The organism is Bradyrhizobium sp. 14AA (genome assembly GCF_054185205.1).
The window spans coordinates 141955-160369 of record NZ_JAVAYM010000002.1 but is presented as its reverse complement, the minus strand read 5'-3'; the positions used below and the strand labels follow the sequence as shown (position 1 = coordinate 160369).

The following is an 18415-nucleotide window of genomic DNA, read 5'->3' as shown; positions in this document are numbered from 1 at the left end:
GCGAGCTAAGGTGGTTTGCACTCACTGCAACTGGAGGGTTTTGAGATGACCTACAAGCACATTATCTTTGAGGAAGAAGGCGCTGTGGCGACGATCACGCTCAATCGGCCCAACGTCCTTAATGCTCTCTCTGTAGAGCTTTCTGAGGAGCTGTTTTCTGCCGTCCGCAACATCCAGGCCTCGGAGACAATTCGATTTGTCGTCATAAAAGGGGCTGGCGGGAATTTCTGTGCAGGTGACGATCTGACGGAGATGTTCAGCAAGTGGGGCAATTCGATGGATGGCTTCATGCGCAGGGCCCGAATCTATCAGGCCATGGCGAATGCTTTGGAAGATCTGGATAAAATCACGATCTCGGCTGTCGATGGATATGTCGTCGGTGGCGGCCTAGAAATCACGATGGCCTGCGACTTTGTCGTCGCGACCGAGCGCGCAAAGTGGGGAATGCCGGAAGTCGATTGGGGTATTGTACCGGGATGGGGAGGGACCAGCCGCTTGAGTCGCTTGATCGGGCGGAGGCTCACGAAGGAGATCAACATTATCGGAGCGCTCTTTCCTGCTCGTCGCGCGCTTGAGCTGAATCTCTTCAACCGCGTAGTCGCCAATGACGCGCTCGACGCAGAAGTCAATAAACTTCTTGAAGTGCTCAAATCGAAGAGCAATTACGCAATCCGACACGTGAAATTCTTGGTCAATAAGGGGGCCGATGGCGATCTCCAGGCTGCTCTCGGCTTTGAGGCGCTCAACGCCGCGGTGACGGCTGCGGCTAATGGCCTGACGACGATGGGCGGTGCCGATAATGGCAAGGGTCTTCAGGCCTTCAAGAACAAGGAAAAGGACCCCGTTCTTTCGAAGCGTCGCGAGTTGGCCCAAGATTTCTGGGTCGACTGAACTCACGACCTCCGAACTCGTCCGTTGAAATCGGTAAAAGGTACGGCTGCCTTTCCATGAAAGGCAGCCGCAGCAAGACAATCACCAGAAGTGCGTTGAGCGAACTGCAACGTCCGAGACTCAGTTCGCGTCGATAACTTGATGGTGGCTACGGCTCGGCGACGATATCTTGGCGACGTGAGCCCATCAGAAGGAGAGCCCCATATGTCACTAGCACCTCAAGAAGCGCGACTGTCTGCAAACGATGGTCCAGATGTCGATCGCTATCGGCTTCGAAGATTTGTCGAGATGCTTGATTCGCTTGGCGAACTGCAAACCGTGGAAGACCCTGTCGATCTGGCGGATATTGCCTCGCGATTGGACGGCAATCCGAAAGCGGTACTTTTTCGGTCGGCGGGGACGGATCGCACCGAACTGGTCGGCAACGTTGTCGGCAGCCGTCGGCGCTTGGCCCTCGCTTTCGGGGTAGATCCTGAGGATCTGCGGGCGGAGACGCAACGGCGGTTGGCGCATCCAATTGCACCAGTCGAGGTATCGAAGTCTAACGCACCGGTGCAGCAGGTCGTATTGCAAGGCAATGATGCCGATCTGACGAAGCTACCAGTTCACTGCCAGCATGGGCTGGATGGCGGGGTCTATATTTCGGCCGGTATCGATGTCTCCAGATCTTCCGATGGTAGGAAGCGCAATATTGGCTACCGACGCCTCATGTTGAGAGGGCGCAACCATGCCGGCATCGATTTGCTCGCCCCCAGCGATCTGCGTGCAGCGTATCTCCGGGTGGTCGAGGAAGGCAAGACGATGCCAATCGCATTCATCGTTGGTTCGCATCCGCTGGATAGTATAGCTGCCATCAGCATGACTCCGGTCGACGACGAAGTTTCCTTGATGGGAGCTCTACGTCAATCTGCCGTGCCACTCGTGAAGTGCGTCAGCAACGATTTGATGGTTCCTGCAGACGCGGAATATATCATCGAGGGCTATCTCGACGAAAAAGGCTGGCGTGAGCCGGAGGGGCCATACGGTGAGTACCTCGGCTACTACGGCGCAATGAAGATGAATCCCGTCTTCCACGTCACTGCAATCACTCACCGTCGTGACGCCCTGTTCCAGACCGCTACGATCGGCGGCCGGTTCCTGGGACAGACGGACACGGCGCCGATGACCGCGCTTAGGACAGAGGTCGCGGTATGGGGTGCTCTCGAGAGCGCTATCCGGGAGCCAGTCGCAGTGTACTGCCCAGCCGCCTCTGGCGGAATGTTCAATGTGCGTCTTTCTATGCGAAGCCGCTATCCGGGGGAGGCGCGCAATGCCATCGCGGCTGTATTTGGCTCCAGCGCCGACGTGAAGCATGTTTTTGTCGTCGACGATGACATCGACATCTTCTCGGACGAGCAGATGGAGTGGGCCTTGGCTACGCGCTTCCAAGCGGACCGGGACCTAGTGGTAAGCTCTGGATTTCGAACGATGCCGCTCGATCCTTCGCTGCATGGCGCACGTTCCGGCAGCAAATGCGGCTTCGACCTGACATTCCCGTTTGGCTGGCAGAAGAATCAGGAATTCCGCATTCCAGCACCTCCGGTTGTCGAAGCAGCAAAGCGCGGTACGGTTCGTGAAGCACTCGACGATGGCCCGAAATATTTTGTCGAGTTGATGTCGGCCACAGGCAGTCGTGACGGCCGCGATACGACGATTGAAATTGATAAGCTGCGTGACAAAGGAATTCTCGATCGCGATGAAAACGGTCGGTACAAGCTGAAGGTGGGTAGCTAGGTGAAGCCGGGACCCTCAGAACGATCTCCGGAATGCCTGCACTGTTAGCCGCGCGGGGCCTCGTGCCGCGAGTTCGCAAGGGGCGCCCCGGAGGCAAGCAAGGATCATAAGAAACTCGTCCGATGTCATCGAACGTCGGGCCAGAGGACAGTGACTCGTGGCCTCGCGAGATCACACAAGGTGGACATTGCAATGAAGACCGCGATCACTGAACTCTTTGGAATACAGTACCCAATTGTCCAAGGAGGAATGCATTTCGTTGGATTGGCAGAGCTCGCATCCGCTGTCTCGAATGCAGGCGGACTCGGGGTGGTCACTGCGCTGACACAGAAGACACCCGAACTCCTCGCTAAAGAGATCCGTCGGTGCCGAGAAATGACCGACAAACCGTTCGGCGTCAATTTGACCTTTCTACCAAATTTTGCCTCTCCGCCCTATCCGGAGTACATCGCAGCGATTGTGGAAGGTGGTGTCAAAGTTGTTGAGACCGCGGGACGCAGCCCTGAGCAGTACATGCCGGCGCTGAAGGCGGCGGGCATCAAAGTCATCCATAAATGCACTTCGGTTCGGCACTCCCTGAAGGCGGAGGCAATCGGCTGCGATGCGGTGAGCGTGGATGGTTTCGAGTGCGGCGGACATCCTGGGCAAGACGATGTCCCGAATATGATCCTGCTTCCACGGGCGGCAGACGAGCTGAAAGTTCCTTTTATTGCTTCGGGTGGGATGGCGGACGGTCGGAGCCTGGTCGCTGCACTCGCACTTGGAGCATCAGGCATCAACATGGGGACGCGCTTTATCGCAACACGAGAGGCGCCGGTGCACGATAACGTAAAGCAGGCGCTCGTGGAGGCGAGCGAGCTGGACACGAGAATCATTATGCGTGCACTCCGTAATACGGAGCGCGTTTTAAACAATTCTTCGGTTGAGCGCGTGCTTCAAATTGAAGAAGCGAAAGGGCGCGAGCTCCAAATCGAAGACATCGTTGATGAGGTGGCAGGCGTCTATCCGAAGGTCATGGTCGATGGCAATCTTGATGCCGGTGCTTGGAGCTGCGGAATGGTCGCCGGGCTGATCTACGACGTTCCCAGCGTTGAAGGCTTGATAAATCGGATCATCCAGGAAGCGAAAAGCATTATCAACTCGCGGTTATCTACCTTCGCGCAATAGTATGTTCATCGAGCGCTGATGTGGCCCATGTGCTTAGGCCTATTGAGGGCTCCCCCAGTCAACTGGATTCCGTAATGGCCCGGCTCCGAGCAAGGTGTGATGATGGTGGCTATTCCCAGCGTCGATTTCGATCTTGGCGAGGACATCGCCATGCTACGTGACTCCGTGCGCGCCTTCTTCGAGGCCGAGATTACCCCGCCTGCCGCGGACATCGAGAAGGCCAATCTGCTTCCGGCCGACCTTTGGAAGCGGCTCGGCGCGTTCGACCTGCTCGGCCTGACCGAGCCAGAGGAGTCCGGCGGCTGCAACATTGGCTACCTCGCCCACATTGTTGCCATGGAGGAGATCAGCCGCGGCTCGGCTGCGGTCGGCCTGTCCGCAAAGGCAACGACGAGCAGGGCCAGCTATCTGCCCAAGCTGATCTCCGGCGAGTATCTCGGCGCGCTTGCGCTGTCTGAGCCGACTCACTCGTGCTGGAGCTCGGCCTTTCGTCAGTTGGCAACGCGCCGATCGAGCGGACCCACTTCGGCGTATTCAGGATGTGACCGATGAGCGAGATGCTGCGGGTTACGCGCGAGGGAGCCGTCGCGCAAGTTGTCTTGAATAGGCCGGAGCGCAACAATGCATTCGACGAGGCCCTGATCGCCGCATTGTTCTCCTGCTTCTCGCAGCTCTCGGGCGATGCGGCAATATCGGTCGTCGCGGTTTCGGGCGAGGGCCGCAGCTTCTGCGCCGGCGCAGACATCGCGTGGATGAAGCGGGCCGCCGGCTATTCTCGCGAGGAAAACGTACGGGACACGCGACCGCTGGCGCAGATGCTGGCCGCGCTGGACGCCATGCCGCAGACGACTATCGCCAGAGTCCATGGTCCCGTTTACGGCGGCGGCATCGGCCTCGTCGCCGCATGCGACATCGCAATAGCCGACGAGCATGCGAGCTTCTGCCTGTCGGAGGTCCGGCTCGGCCTGGTTCCGGCCGTGATCAGCCCCTATGTGCTGCGCGCCATAGGGGCGCGCGCCGCACACCGCTATTTCCAGACGGCAGAGGTCTTCACGGCTCGTCAGGCCGAGCGCATCGGGCTGGTCCATGAAGTGGTACGGACGGAGCACCTCACGGATCGCATCGACGATCTCGTCACGCATCTTCTCGGCTGTGCGCCGAGCGCGCGCGCCGAATCCAAGAAGCTGGTCAGCACGGTCGCGGGGCGCCCCGTCGACGAGTCCCTGCGAGATGAGACGGCACGACTGATAGCCGATGTGCGTGTAGGCGACGAGGCGCGCGAGGGCCTCGCGGCATTCCTTGAGAAACGCAAGCCTTCGTGGATGCGGCAATAAGTAGATTGATCGGAAGAGCGCGCTAAAGGTGATGCTAGTATGGGTTATTCAACAGCGCTGATTGCGAATCTTGCAGCAGCGCAGATCATTGCGGGTGCCCCATCGAGGCTCGCTTGAATGGGGGGACCACAGAGGCTGTCTCCAGTCTGCGGGAATGCGACTTGTCGCAGTCGTTCGACGTTATCGGGAACAGCAGCCTTGCTGCAACACGACGCGTTCGCTGAGTAACAAAGGTGGGGATACGCGAAGAATGAATAAAGTTTACCAACACGCCAAGTCGGCGCTCGACGGCATTCTGAAAGACGGCATGATGATCATGTCAGGCGGTTTCGGCCTGTGCGGCATCCCGGAATTCCTGTCCGACGCGATCCGCGATTCCGGGGTCAAGAACCTGACTTTCGTCTCCAACAATGCCGGCGTCGACGGCATCGGGCTGAGCCGCCTCTTGGAGACCCGGCAGATCAAGAAGATGATCTCGTCCTATGTCGGCGAGAACAAGCTGTTCGCGCAACAGTACCTCGCCGGCGAGCTCGAGCTCGAGTTCAACCCGCAGGGCACGCTGGCCGAGCGCATCCGCGCGGGCGGCGCCGGTATCCCGGCCTTCTACACCAAGACCGGCGTCGGCACGCTGATCGCTGAGGGCAAGGAAGTGAAGGAGTTCGACGGCGAGAAGTATTTGATGGAGCGGGGCCTGTTCGCCGATCTCGCCATCGTGCACGCCTGGATGGGCGATACCGCCGGCAACCTCATCTACCGCAAGACCGCGCGCAACTTTAACCCGATGATGGCAACCGCAGCCAAAATCACGGTCGCCGAGGTCGAGCATCTGGTTCCGGCGGGCCAGCTCAATCCCGATCACATCCACACCCCCGGTATCTTCGTGAAGCGCATCGTCGAGGTCGGTACGGCCAAGAAGCGTATCGAGTTCCGCAACACCCGGCCGCGTCCCTCTGCGGCTGCAACGGGAGAAGAAGTCTGATGGCCTGGACCCGCGAACAGATGGCGGCGCGCGCCGCGAAGGAGCTGCGCGACGGCTACTACGTCAATCTCGGCATCGGCATCCCGACGCTGGTCTCGAACTACATTCCCGACGGCATGGACGTCAGCCTGCAGAGCGAGAACGGCATGCTCGGCATGGGCCCGTTCCCGTATGAGGACGAGGTCGATCCGGACCTCATCAACGCCGGCAAGCAGACCGTGAGCGAGCTGCCCTCGACCAGCTATTTCTCCAGCGCGGACTCCTTCGGCATGATCCGCGGCGGTCACATGGACCTGTCGATCCTCGGCGCCATGCAGGTGGCCCAGAACGGCGATCTCGCCAACTGGATGATCCCCGGCAAAATGGTCAAGGGAATGGGCGGCGCGATGGATCTCGTCGCCGGCGTCAAGCGCGTCGTCGTCGTGATGGAGCATTCCGCCAAGGATGGTGCCAAGCTCCTGAAGAAGTGCAATCTGCCGCTGACCGGCGAGCGCGTGGTCGACATGGTGGTGACCGATCTCGCGGTCTTCACCATAAACAAGCACGGCGACGGCGGCATGGCGTTAATCGAGCTCGCCGACGGCGTCACGCTCGACGAGGTAAAACACAGGTCGGAAGCGAGCTTTAGAGTCGCTCTCGGTCCAAAGTAATTCTCACGCGATGATCGCGCAATCATCGGATATTCTTACGCTTCCGACCTGCTGCTCGGAGAGATTTATTGCTTTTTCTCTTTCTGCGTTGACAGTGTTGTCGCTCCATAGGAGAGCGTCGGCTTTAGGGAAACGAGCCAGGCTCAACGGAACTTTCAGATGAGAAAAGTGCTGGCCGCAAAGCTGCATGGCATCCACGTTACGGAGGCCAATCTTCACTATCACGGCTCGATCACGCTCGATCCGGAGCAGTGCCATGAGGCGGGGATTCTGCCGATGGAATTCGTGGAGATCTGGAACAAGAACTCCGGGGCGCGAATTTCGACCTACGTCATTTTCGGCGCGGCCGGCTCGCGTTGCTGTGTCCTCAACGGCGCCGCCGCGCGCACCTGCCAGGCAGGTGATCAAATTATCGTCTGCAGTTCGACCTACGTGGATGAGAGGGAAATCGCTCGGCTGAGGCCAAGAATCCTTACCTTCGATCGCCACAATCACATTTCCGATCGCATGACCTACTCAGTCACTCGCGATGCTACCGGGCGTTATGGCTTCGAGATATTAGGTAAGGCAGGTGACGTGAAACCTGTGCCACTTCGATCCGCGGAATCGAACTAGGGTCGGCTGACGAGACAGGGGGCGGGAATGAGCGACACCTCAAAAGCCGCGGGCGAGCGAGTCACGCTTCCCAGGCTGCAACGGTGGAAGGAGGAGGGGCGGCGTCTCGTGATGACGACCGCCTATGATGCGGTTACTGCCCGCATTGCGGATCCGATGGTGGATGTGATCCTTGTCGGAGACAGCGTCGGCAACGTGTGCCTCGGATTCGACAATACGCTGCCCGTCAGCATAGCGATGATGAATCACCATCTTGAGGCGGTTGCGCGTGTGAAACCTCGAGCCTTGCTCGTGGCGGATATGCCATTTCTGAGCTTTCACCTCAGCCCGAAGGACACGATCCGCAACGCAGGAGGCTTTTTGCAGCGTGGCGCCGACGCCGTAAAGCTCGAGGGCGGATCCAAACGAGTCGAAATGATTCGTGCCCTGGTCGACTGCGAGATTCCGGTGATGGGCCATCTCGGCTTGACCCCGCAGAGCGTCAATGCAATGGGTGGATTCAAAGTGCAGGGCCGCAAAGCCGATGACGCTCTGCGCCTGCTTGACGACGCCCATCGGCTGCAGGAGGCCGGCTGCTTCGCTCTAGTCCTGGAGGGCATTCCGGCCGAGCTCGCCGCGCGAGCGACAGAAACGCTGACCATACCTACCATCGGAATTGGCGCAGGTCCCGGGTGTTCGGGGCAAGTGTTGGTGTTTCACGACGTGCTTGGCTTGATCGAAGGTCATGTCCCGAAATTCGTTCGTGTCTATGCCGACGGATTTCGAGTGCTTCAGGAGGCGCTGTCGCGTTGGGTTGCCGATGTCCGCAACGGTACATTTCCGACACCACAAGAGTCCTATCAGCTTCCCGAAGGCATCGGTGAGACGATCGCAAACTGGACGCCTTCAAACCGAACCTGATGTGAAGCGCAACAATGAAGACAATCACGACGGTCGCCGAGCTTCGCCACGCGCTCGCAGAGGTTCGCAGAGCCGACAAACGTGTCGGGTTTGTACCGACAATGGGCTATCTGCACGACGGCCACTTGGCGCTGGTCGAGGCCAGCCGGGTGCAATGTGACGTCACCGTGGTTAGCATCTTCGTCAACCCCACTCAGTTCGGGCCGAACGAGGATCTCAGCACCTATCCACGCGACTTCGCGCGCGATGAAAAACTTTGCCGCGATGCGGGCGTTGCTATCATCTTCGCTCCGGGCGCAGAGGAAATCTATCCTGCTCAATTCGAGACCTTCGTCGAACCGGGCGAACTCGCGAAACCGCTTTGCGGCGCTCTCAGGCCGGGACATTTTCGCGGGGTCGCGACAGTTGTAAGCAAGCTGTTTAACATGGTGCAGCCCGACGCAGCGTTCTTCGGGCAAAAGGATTTTCAGCAGTGTGCGGTCGTGCGTCGCATGACCATCGATCTAAATCTGCCGATCGCGATCGTTGTCGTGCCGACCGTTCGAGAAGCGGACCGTCTCGCGATGAGCAGCCGGAACAGGTATCTCAGCGAGGAAGACCGGGGGCGGGCCCTCGCCATCAGTCGTGGACTGTTCGCCGCAGCGGAGGAGTTTCGCTTGGGAGAGCGGAACGTGGACAAGCTGGTGGTAATCGCTAGGGGGCATTTGGAAACAGTCGATCAGCTGCAGTATCTTGAGCTCGTCGACGGCGATACGCTCAAGCCCGCCGCAAGTCCGCTGCATCGCCCCGCGGCACTGTGCGTGGCGGCCTACGTCGGCTCGACGAGGCTTATCGACAACGTGATACTTCAGCCAACTCCGTAGCGCGACTGGGGCAGAGGAATCGTCTTGATTGATGCTGTCCGACGCGAAGCGCTTCCGGCAGGCCGTCCTCAGCTCCGTGGGGCGGCTGAAGGGATCATCTTCGAACAGGTACAGTTTCGGCGTGCGGACCGTCGGGTTCTTGCCATTCCCGAGCTTTGCCTGGCTGAGCGCCGGATCGGCCTGATTGGCGACAATGGTTCAGGCAAAAGCACCATATTGCGGCTTATGAACGGGCTGCTCCGGCCAACACGCGGGCGCGTCGAGGTGGCGGGCCTCGATACGGTGCGGAATCGCAGGGACCTTCCAGCAAGGATCGGCTTTCTGTTTCAGAATCCCGACCACCAGCTCATCTTCCCCACCGTTGTCGAGGAGGTCGCTTTTGGACCGGCAGAGCGAGGAATGCCAGCGCCACAGGCGAGCCAACAGGCGATGGCGCTGCTGGAGCGGCACGGCTGCGCTCAATGGGCGGAACGCAACGTCAACGAGCTGTCCGGCGGTCAGAAGCAGCTGGTCTGCATTCTGGCACTGCTCGCAACGGAGCCGTCAATTCTGCTGATGGACGAGCCGTTCTCCAGTCTCGACTTGCCGACACGATTGTTGCTGTACCGCAGGATCATGGCGCTTCCGCAGCGGTTGGTGATGGCTAGTCATGATTTCGAGCTGCTCGCGGAATTCGATCGCATCATCTGGCTGGATCAGGGCTACATCCGCCTCGATGGCCGGCCCGCCGAAGTGCTGCCTGCCTACCGGGCCCATGCAACGATGGTAGCGGCAGGGGACGCCCTGACGTCATGATGACCGACAGCCTCGCGCCACGGACCTGGTTGCACCGCGTTCCGGCCGGCCTCAAGCTTGCGGGCCTTGCCTTCCTCAGTGTACTTTTGCTGCCGGTGGGCAACTGGCAAATTCTGGCGGGCGTGTTGGCGATGATTGCCACGGTCTATGCCGGCTTCGGCCGCGCCGGCATGGCGCGCCTCGGCTTGCTGCGGCCATTACTGCCGCTGCTTGTGATCGTCGGCGGCGTACAGGCCGCGTCGGGCGGTTGGAATGGAGGCGCCGTCGTCACCATGCGGTTACTGGCGATGCTTCTGCTCGCTGATGTCGTCAGCATGACCACCACGATGAGTGCTCTGATGGAAGCGCTGGCGCCGGTGCTCCGCTTGTTGCGCCCGCTTGGCGTCAATCCGCGGAAGATGGCGCTCGCCGTCGCCCTTGTCCTGCGTTTCGTACCCGTCCTGATGACGCGGTGGCGCGCGCGCGAGGAGGCCTGGAAGGCACGCACGCACCGGCGCATTCCGCTGCGACTGGTGGCCGCTTTCGTCGCCGACATTCTGCAGCTTGCCGACCGTGTCGCGGAAGCGCTCGATGCACGCGGTTTCGACCGGTCCGCCGCCGATCATCCCTTGCCGCCGTTGTAGGAGAGAATCCGTGGAGTCCCGCGCTATCGTTCGTATCGCCCTGCTTGCCGCCGTCATCGCAGCGCTTGGCATGGTGCCCGGCGTCGTCTTGCCAATCGCCATGGGTGTGCCGATCACGGCCCAGACGCTCGGCGTCATGCTGGCCGGGATTATTCTCGGCCCCCGTCATGGCGCGCTGGCGGTGCTGCTGTTTCTGTTCGTAGTGCTGCTCGGAGCGCCGCTGCTGTCGGGCGGACGCGGCGGCCTCGGCGTGTTTTTCGGACCCTCCGTTGGCTTCCTGCTGGGTTGGGCTCCCGCGGCGTTTGTATCGGGTCTCGTGATGGCGCGGCTGAAGACCCGGCCGGTGTTCGCGGCGGCGTTCGTTGCCGCGATCACGGGCGGCATCGTGGTGGAGTATGCCTGCGGCATCATCGGCCTGATGGCGATGGCAAGGATGAGTTTGCCGCAGGCCATGGCTGCAATCGCCGTGTTCGTTCCGGGCGATCTCTTGAAGGCGCTGGCCACCGCCTTTGTCGCGGAGGCATCGCACCGGAGCTATCCGGCTGCAATCGTCAGCCGTTCATGACCATGGCCTCCACCATCACTGCAACGCTGTCGCGGCACGCCCGCAAAACGCCGGACCGAGCGGCCGTCGTTTGCGAGAACCATGCGGTGAGTTGGAAAGACCTCGATCAGGCGGTGAATCGTCTAGCCGGACATCTGGCGAAGGTGGTGCCGGCCGGCCGCGGCGTCGCCTTGCATCTGCCGAACGGGCCGGCGCTCGTGCTGCTGTTTCTCGCAGCCTGCCGCGCAGGTCGGGAAGCGCAAATCCTCGATCCCTCCTGGCCGACGGAGACGGCCCGGGTTGCGATCGCGGAACTGGCGCCGGGGATCGTCGTCAGTGGCGACCCAACATTGGCCGGCGACACGGAAGTGCTGGCGGTTGTCGATCCTCACGGCCCGTTCGAGTCCGTGGCGAACGCCATTAGCGCCGGCCCGTCGTCCGAGGCGATAGCCGAGCCCGATCCGCTGACGCCGTTCTATGTCGGCTTCACCTCGGGATCGACCGGAATGCCGAAAGGATATCGCCGCCACCATCAATCGTGGATCGAGAGTTTTCGGGCGGGGGACCGCGAGTTCGATATCGGCGCCGGCGACATCGTTCTCGCACCAGGCGCGCTGACGCATTCGCTGTTTCTCTACGGCCTTGCGCACGGGCTCTATGTCGGGGCGACCGTCATTCTCTGTCGGCAGTTCAGGCCCAATCTCATCAACCGCCTGATAGTATCGCACGGGGTAAGTGTGATCTACGGCGTACCAACCCAGCTCGAAATGATGATCGAGGCCGCCATGCGCGATGGCCTGCCGCCGTTCCCAAACGTGCGGTGGATGCTGTCGTCAGGTGCCAAATGGCAAGGTCGCGCGTTGGCCGAACTGCGACAGCAATTTCCCGCGACGCGCTTTTCCGAGTTTTACGGCGCCTCCGAGCTGAGCTTCGTGACCGTGGCGAAGGACGACGAAGGCGTCCCATCGGACTCCGTCGGGCGTCCGTTCGCAGCCGTCAGTCTCACCATCCGCGACCATTGGGGGCGATGCCTTCCACCCGGGGAGACCGGTCAGGTGTTCGTGGCAAGTCCTTTCCTCTTCATGGAGTATGCCTGCGGAAGCGAAACGGTGCTGCCACGTCATGGCGACGCGGTGTCGGTCGGTGACATCGGCATGCTCGACGAGCGTGGCTTCCTGCGGCTCGCCGGCCGTGCCAGCCGTATGATCATCACGGCCGGCAAGAACGTCCATCCGGAGGAGATCGAGCGTGTACTCGAGGGACATCCCGCCGTAGCCGCGGCGGGGGTTCTTGGCGCCGTCGACGAACGTCGGGGCGAGCGGCTGGTGGCTTTGCTGAGGCTGGGTCCGGATGGGTGCATTGCGTCTTCCGATCTGATTAGCCATGCCCGCCTGAGCCTGCCGCTCTACAAGATCCCGCGCCAGTTTGCCGTGCCACCGCATTGGCCGATGACCTCCTCCGGCAAGACCGATTTCCATGCGCTGCACCAGCTCTGGGAATCCGGTGCCTGCGAGTTGCTGCGATGAGGGCCGCATATCTCGTCGCCGCACGCCGGACGGCCGTCGCCCCTCGGGGCGGCGCGTTTAAGGCCGTGGAGGTCGACGAACTTGGCGCTGCGCCAATTCGGGCCCTGCTGGCTGACACCGGCATCGCGCCAGAGGCCATCGTCGACGTGATCTTCGGTAACGGGCTCTATGGCGGCGGAAACCCGGCGCGGCTCGCCGCGCTACGGGCAGGTCTCCCTGAGCACGTTCCGGCGCTGACCGTCGATAGCCAGTGCTGCGGTGGCCTCGACGCGGTCATGCTCGCTGCCGAGCGCATCGCGAGCGGAAGTGCGGAAGCTGTCATCGCTGGCGGTGTCGAAAGTTTCAGCCGCGCGCCATTGCGCGCGCGGCGGCCGCGTCACGCCGACGAGGCGCCGCAACCCTATGACCGTCCCCCGTTCGCGCCATGGCCGGAACGGGACCCTGACATGATCACTGCCGCAGCGACGCTGGCTGAAAGGCTCGGCATTTCGCGTGCACGACAGGATGAATTTGCCATCGCAACCCATCGCAAGGCGCTGCAAAATCCTCCCGGCGCGGCGGAGATCACGCCGCTCGCCGACCTGTCGCACGATGCCTTTCCTCGCGCCCTGACGGGGGCGACTTGCAAGCGCCTTGCACCACTTGCGGGCGACACTGCGTTCGGCGTGACGCGCGCGACGGTGGCGGCCGAAGCCGACGCGGCAGCAGCCCTGCTGGTGGTCTCCGAGACGATGGCCCGACGGCTCAACGCGAGGCGGCCGCTGCGGATCATATCGGCGACCCGCCGCGGTGGCGACCCGGCCATGCCCGGCACAGCGCCGATTGCGGCGGCAAAGAGCCTCCTTGCAGCGCAACGGGTCGCGCCGACGCATATTGCCGTGGCCGAGATCATGGAGGCCTTTGCCGCCCAGGCGATCGCCTGCGTCGAAGGCATCGGGCTGCCAGCGTCGTCGCTCAACCGTGGCGGCGGCGGGCTTGCGCGGGGACATCCGATCGGTGCATCCGGCGCCATCCTGGCCGTGCGCCTCTGGCACGAAATGCAATCGGAAGTATCCGGTGCCCTCGGATTGGTCGCGATCGCGGCAGCGGGCGGACTCGGCAGCGCGCTGCTTGCGATGGTCTGAACAGAATGGAGCTGTTGCGATGAATGAGATGCCATCGGACGCCGAGTCTTCCAGAAAGACGACCACACTTCGCGTCGCGCGGGCGATCGATCTTGCAGCCTCCGTGGGTACCGAACTAACTCCCGGCCGCTGGCGGTCGGTGACGCAGGATGAGGTTGACCAGTTTGTCGCGTTGACGGGTGATCGGAACTGGGTTCATACAGACGCGGAGCGTGCCCGGCGCGAACTGGACGGAGGGACGACGATCGTTCCCGGCCAATTGCTCCTGGCGCTCGTGCCAAGCCTCGTGCAGGAGGCATATTTCGTCGATGGTACCGCGCCAAGCTGTGCCGCGGGCCTCCGTTCGGTTAGGTTTCGTTTCCCAGTACGTCCCGGCGATGTGTTCCGGCTGCGAGCGCGATTGACGTTAGTGAAATCGCGACCTCGCTTCGTGCAGGTGGACGCATTATGCGATCTCGAGCTGAACTCGGGCATTCGAGCGCTGACGTCACGCCACACGGACATTTTCTTCAGCTGAAACCTGCCCGTTGTCCACAAGTCTGTCATTCAGGTGACGCCGACCGCTTGAGCGCACGTTGAATATATTTGAGACATTTCGGCTTTTTAGCCTTCCGTCCCTCGCCCCCAAGACTTATTAGCGCCATTCTAGAGCGAACTGTTCTCGACAGCCGGCCTCCCTGAGAGTCGCAACAATCAAGCGCTCGCCTCAATTTCTCTCGCGCATGCGTCAAAGACGTCGCGCAAAAACCTATGGCTCAGATCCTGGTCTCTGAACGCCGGCCATAGCATGGTCTCATTCAGCTTTGGGATATGGAAGGGAAACTCCACAAATTTGAGCGGATAGTAGCGCGAGAGGTCCTGCGCGAGCAATCGGTGGACGGTCGCAATCCTGTTGGTCTGGCAGAGCATCTTTGGCAGCAAGCAAAAGAAGTCGACCGTGCACGCCACCCTTCGTTTCGGGCCGATACGAGGAAAAAACCATTCTTCAAAAGAGAGACTTCCTTCTTCTCCCACGCGGACGCTGACATGATCGCTAGCGAAGTAATCTTCGCTCGAGATCGCATCTCCTGACAGCGGACGTTGCGTGCACATCAGACAGACGTGATCGTCCGACAGCAGGTGCTTTTGCGGATGGGGGATCTGCGATGCATATAGCTCGGGCAAAATCAGCAAATCGATATCGCCCAATTCGAAGAGCTGCTGCACTTGCTTCGGCAAGTGGCAAATCTCGAGATGATATCCGGGCGCCCGCCGCGCAAGTTCGTTCGAGACCCGAGAAACGAGAACGTATGTCACGTAGTCCGACGCACATATGCGAAATTTTCGACTGACTTTCGCGGGATCGAAATCTGGCTTGATGTTGATTGCGGTCCGGGCGCGAACGAGTGTTTCTTTGACCGGCTCGAGCAGCGCCTGGGCAAGAGGGGTCAATTCGAATTGACGACCGACCGGCGTCAGAAGCTCGTCATTGAAGAAATCGCGCAAGCGACCGAGTGCCGCGCTGGTCGCCGATTGTCCTAGGCGAAGCCGATCGGCTGCTCGGGTAACGCTCTTTTCATCGAGCAACGCATCAAGCGCGACAAGCAAATTGAGATCGAATTTGTCCAATCGCATCGGACCGTGCTCCTCCCGAAAGCCTTGGTATCGATGGTATCGATGCTCAATCGGAATGCAATCGATTTTGTCGGATGATGAGTTTGACCTACGCTGCCCTTGGATCGTCGCTTCGAAGGCACGCCACAAGAGCCCTTTCCGGGGCCAACCGACCTTCGCCTGATCCGTCAAGGGAGGACCGAAATGAGCCGGTTTCGTGCTGGTCGCAATGGAGTTGTTCTGGGTGTGTGCCACGTCGCCGGCATGCTGGACATGGTGGCGCTGCCAGTCTGGATTGGCACGTTCGTTCAGTTCTATCGTCTCTCGCCCGCTGAGGCCGGCGCGACCGTGACCTCTTTTCTTGCATCTGTCGTTCTTGCGAGCCTTATGACGGCTCGATTTTTCGCGCGGCTGAACCGCCGCGCCGTTGTTGTTGGCGGATTTGCTGTTGCTTCCGCCTCTTTCGCTTGCCTCGCGACGGTGCCCCCCGACCATGCCTCGCTATCGCTTCTGACCATTACCCACGCCATCGCGGGTGTTGCAGCCGGCTCGGCACTCTCGATCACCCATGGCACGATTGGCCAGACCGAGAATCCGCACCGCCTGTTCGGCTTGGTGAATGTAACGCTTGCAATCTTTGGTATTGCCTTCTTCGCTGTCGTCCCAGCACTGATCCACGCGGTCGACCCCACGGTTCTGTTCCAAGTATTTGCCGGTGGCATGGCTGTTGCCGCCGCCGTTGCTCTGCTCGCCTTTCCAAGCGTCCATGATCTCGTCGCGAGCAGAACCGCGACCGACGAGCCGATTCACCTCAATGCGTGGCTGATTGTTGGGACGGTGATCTGTATGACGTTCAACCAGGCGCTGATCTTCTCGTTTCTCGAGCGCATCGGCGACCAAAAGGGCTTTTCGCAAGCAGGGATCACGGCGGTCTTGGTGACGCTGGGATTCATCAATCTGCTTCCTGGGTTGCTCGCCGCTTTGACTCAGAAGCGCCTCTCTCCCATCAGTGTCGGGATTGTTGGTCCTCTGTTGCAGGGCGCATTGGCAATTCTGATCGTCAACGCGACGAACTTCGCGATCTACGCCGCCGTTGCGGTCCCATATGTGTCGATCGTCATCTTCACCCATACGTTTCTCTTCGGACTTCTGTCTCAGGTCGACGAAGGCCGGCGGGCCCTCGCGGCGACGCCTGCAATGATGATGCTCGGCTCCGCTGCAGGGCCGGCAGTTGGCGGAGCCATTGTCCAGAGCTTCGGATATGCGGGCCTGGGCTACGCGGCAGCCGCAACGTCGACCCTCGCTGTCGTTCTGATGGCGGCGCTCAAGTCGCGAGTCGGCCCCTCGCTCGTGATTGTCGAATCCGCCTGAACTCCGAGACCGTCTTCCGCCGCAACCGGCGACCACCCGCGATATTTACCCTTTGCAGGAGAGCTCATCCAATGAACAAGCACGTCTTGAAGCAGCAGGGACTGCGGTTTCCGGCCGACATCGTCTTCTCCGGCTATGCCGCGCCTGTCCGGATCGAAGGCGAAGTGCATGACCTCGAAGTGATAGGCCGAATTCCTACCGAGCTCGAAGGGGTTTATTACCGCAACAGCGCCGACCATACATATCCGCCTCTGCTCGGGAAGGACATCTTCCTGAACGGTGACGGGATGGTCCACATGATCCGCATGCAGAACGGTCATGCCGATCTCGCGATGCGCTATGTTCGGACCCGCAAGTTCTTGCGCGAGCGGGAAGCGCGAAGGGCCTTGTTTGGCGCCTACCGCAATCCGTTTACCGATTCGCCTGAAGTTGCCGGCGAGGATGCCAACACCGCCAACACGTCGATCATGTGGCATCACGGCAAGCTGTATGCGCTGAAGGAATCCGGGCGTCCTTACGAACTGGACCCGATCACTCTGGAGACGCGCGGCGAAACGGATTTCGGGGGCCAGCTTAAGAGCCGGACCTTTACCGCCCACCCGAAGATGGATCCGCTGACGGGAGAATGCATCGCTTTTGCCTACAATTGCGAGGGTATCGCGAGTAACGAGATTGAACTCTACACCATCGCGCCCGATGGGGAATTCACTCGCATCGAACGCTTCGCCGCGCCTTATAGCTCGATGGTCCATGATTTTCTGGTCTCGCGCAACTTCATCGCTTTTGTGATCTGCCCGATGGTCTGCGACTGGGACCGCGTCAAGAAAGGCGAGCCGTACTGGCATTGGGACAGTCACAAGCGGACCCATGTCGCCGTGATCCCGCGCAAACAAGGGGTCGCTGGTACCCGCTGGTTCACTGTGCCAAAGCTCGCCATGCAGACCCACACTTTCAATGCGTGGGAGGATGGTAGCCGGCTCGTGCTTGACCAGTTCGTCACCGATTCTGGTTGGCTCAGTCAGTTCCCGGATATCCACAATCCGAGCGCCAAGGAACTGCCGCCTTTCGGCGAACGGTGGATCGTCGATCTATCGAGCCAGAGCGACGAAATTCGTATCTCTCGCTTTATCGAGCACATCGGGGAAATGCCGGTGATCGATCAGCGCTTCGCGATGGCGCGCGTGCGACACTTCTGGTTCGGCACCAACAACCCCAAGCTCGGCCCGATGCTGCCTCCAGGTCCCAAGGGGCCCCCCTTCACTTGTCTCGGGCATTTTGACGAGGAAACCGGCAAGATCGATTTCTACTATGCTGGTCCGGACAGTTCGCCCGAAGAACCGTGCTTCGTACCGCGTAGCCCTGACTCGCCCGAGGGGGACGGCTGGTTGATGAGCATTGTCGGTCGACGCGCTGAAAACCGTACTGATCTCGTCATCCTGGATGCCCGCAACCTGTCCGCCGGCCCCGTTGCGACGATCCGATTTCCCTGCCGCGTTCACGAAGGGTTTCATGGCACATGGGTCAACGCAAATGTCCTGTGACCTGTGACGAGTGCCGCTGGGGCGGGCGAGGATTGAGCTGGTAGATCGGCATCACGGCAAGCTGACAGATCCCATGCGATCCGCGGGCCCCAAGCGCTCGCGTGGACACGTGGAAGATTGTGACAG

At 60.7% G+C, this 18415-nt stretch carries 19 protein-coding genes; 18 read left to right on the top strand and 1 reads right to left on the bottom strand.

Annotated features, from left to right (window positions below; genetic code table 11):
* Positions 1-45: 45 nt before the first annotated feature.
* The 16 genes from RAD15_RS05850 (at position 46) to RAD15_RS05775 (ending at position 14301) form a co-directional block, all read left to right on the top strand.
* Entirely contained in the window at positions 46-891 is an 846-nt protein-coding gene (locus RAD15_RS05850) for an enoyl-CoA hydratase/isomerase family protein (RefSeq protein ID WP_458175329.1), read from the top strand.
* 204 nt (positions 892-1095) lie between these two features.
* A complete protein-coding gene (locus RAD15_RS05845) occupies positions 1096-2664 on the top strand; it encodes a UbiD family decarboxylase (protein ID WP_458175327.1) in 1569 nt (522 codons plus the stop codon).
* A gap of 192 nt (positions 2665-2856) precedes the next feature.
* Positions 2857-3831, top strand: coding sequence for an NAD(P)H-dependent flavin oxidoreductase (locus RAD15_RS05840; protein WP_458175325.1), 975 nt, complete (start codon positions 2857-2859; stop codon positions 3829-3831).
* Positions 3832-3936: 105 nt separating this feature from the next.
* Positions 3937-4383, top strand: a complete 447-nt coding sequence (locus RAD15_RS05835) for an acyl-CoA dehydrogenase family protein (RefSeq protein ID WP_458175323.1) — start codon at positions 3937-3939, stop codon at positions 4381-4383.
* A complete protein-coding gene (locus tag RAD15_RS05830) occupies positions 4380-5165 on the top strand; it encodes an enoyl-CoA hydratase/isomerase family protein (protein ID WP_458175321.1) in 786 nt (261 codons plus the stop codon). The genes RAD15_RS05835 and RAD15_RS05830 overlap by 4 nt, the downstream gene beginning before the upstream one ends.
* Positions 5166-5415: 250 nt before the next feature.
* Entirely contained in the window at positions 5416-6144 is a 729-nt protein-coding gene (locus RAD15_RS05825) for a CoA transferase subunit A (protein WP_458175319.1), read from the top strand.
* Positions 6144-6794 carry a 3-oxoacid CoA-transferase subunit B gene (locus RAD15_RS05820; RefSeq protein WP_458175317.1) on the top strand — a complete coding sequence of 217 codons (651 nt, stop codon included), beginning with the start codon at positions 6144-6146 and terminating at the stop codon, positions 6792-6794. The genes RAD15_RS05825 and RAD15_RS05820 overlap by 1 nt, the downstream gene beginning before the upstream one ends.
* A 159-nt stretch (positions 6795-6953) precedes the next feature.
* A complete protein-coding gene (panD, locus tag RAD15_RS05815; RefSeq protein ID WP_458175315.1) occupies positions 6954-7409 on the top strand; it encodes an aspartate 1-decarboxylase in 456 nt (151 codons plus the stop codon).
* A gap of 27 nt (positions 7410-7436) precedes the next feature.
* A complete protein-coding gene (gene panB, locus RAD15_RS05810; RefSeq protein ID WP_458175313.1) occupies positions 7437-8309 on the top strand; it encodes a 3-methyl-2-oxobutanoate hydroxymethyltransferase in 873 nt (290 codons plus the stop codon).
* A gap of 14 nt (positions 8310-8323) precedes the next feature.
* Positions 8324-9172 (top strand): pantoate--beta-alanine ligase, encoded by an 849-nt coding sequence (gene panC, locus RAD15_RS05805; protein ID WP_458175311.1) that lies wholly within the window; start codon positions 8324-8326, stop codon positions 9170-9172.
* Positions 9173-9196: 24 nt separating this feature from the next.
* Complete coding sequence (locus tag RAD15_RS05800; RefSeq protein ID WP_458175309.1) at positions 9197-9967, top strand: energy-coupling factor ABC transporter ATP-binding protein; 771 nt, start codon at positions 9197-9199, stop codon at positions 9965-9967.
* Entirely contained in the window at positions 9964-10590 is a 627-nt protein-coding gene (locus tag RAD15_RS05795) for a CbiQ family ECF transporter T component (RefSeq protein ID WP_458175307.1), read from the top strand. The genes RAD15_RS05800 and RAD15_RS05795 overlap by 4 nt, the downstream gene beginning before the upstream one ends.
* Before the next feature lie 10 nt (positions 10591-10600).
* Complete coding sequence (locus tag RAD15_RS05790) at positions 10601-11155, top strand: biotin transporter BioY (protein WP_458175305.1); 555 nt, start codon at positions 10601-10603, stop codon at positions 11153-11155.
* On the top strand, positions 11152-12660 hold the full coding sequence (locus tag RAD15_RS05785; protein WP_458175303.1) for an AMP-binding protein: 1509 nt from the start codon (positions 11152-11154) through the stop codon (positions 12658-12660). The genes RAD15_RS05790 and RAD15_RS05785 overlap by 4 nt, the downstream gene beginning before the upstream one ends.
* Positions 12657-13784: a thiolase family protein gene (locus RAD15_RS05780; RefSeq protein WP_458175301.1), complete on the top strand. Its 1128-nt coding sequence runs from the start codon at positions 12657-12659 to the stop codon at positions 13782-13784. The genes RAD15_RS05785 and RAD15_RS05780 overlap by 4 nt, the downstream gene beginning before the upstream one ends.
* A gap of 19 nt (positions 13785-13803) precedes the next feature.
* Entirely contained in the window at positions 13804-14301 is a 498-nt protein-coding gene (locus RAD15_RS05775) for a MaoC/PaaZ C-terminal domain-containing protein (RefSeq protein ID WP_458175299.1), read from the top strand.
* A 176-nt stretch (positions 14302-14477) separates the two neighbouring features.
* Here the strand turns inward: RAD15_RS05775 and RAD15_RS05770 are convergent, their stop codons facing one another.
* Positions 14478-15398, bottom strand: a complete 921-nt coding sequence (locus RAD15_RS05770) for a LysR family transcriptional regulator (RefSeq protein WP_458175297.1) — start codon at positions 15396-15398, stop codon at positions 14478-14480.
* Between the two features lie 183 nt (positions 15399-15581).
* On the opposite strand from RAD15_RS05770, the gene RAD15_RS05765 reads away from it, so the two are divergent.
* Together RAD15_RS05765 and RAD15_RS05760 are read left to right on the top strand one after the other, a co-directional pair.
* Positions 15582-16748: an MFS transporter gene (locus RAD15_RS05765; protein ID WP_458175295.1), complete on the top strand. Its 1167-nt coding sequence runs from the start codon at positions 15582-15584 to the stop codon at positions 16746-16748.
* 71 nt (positions 16749-16819) lie between these two features.
* On the top strand, positions 16820-18289 hold the full coding sequence (locus tag RAD15_RS05760; protein WP_458175293.1) for a carotenoid oxygenase family protein: 1470 nt from the start codon (positions 16820-16822) through the stop codon (positions 18287-18289).
* Positions 18290-18415 lie beyond the last annotated feature (126 nt).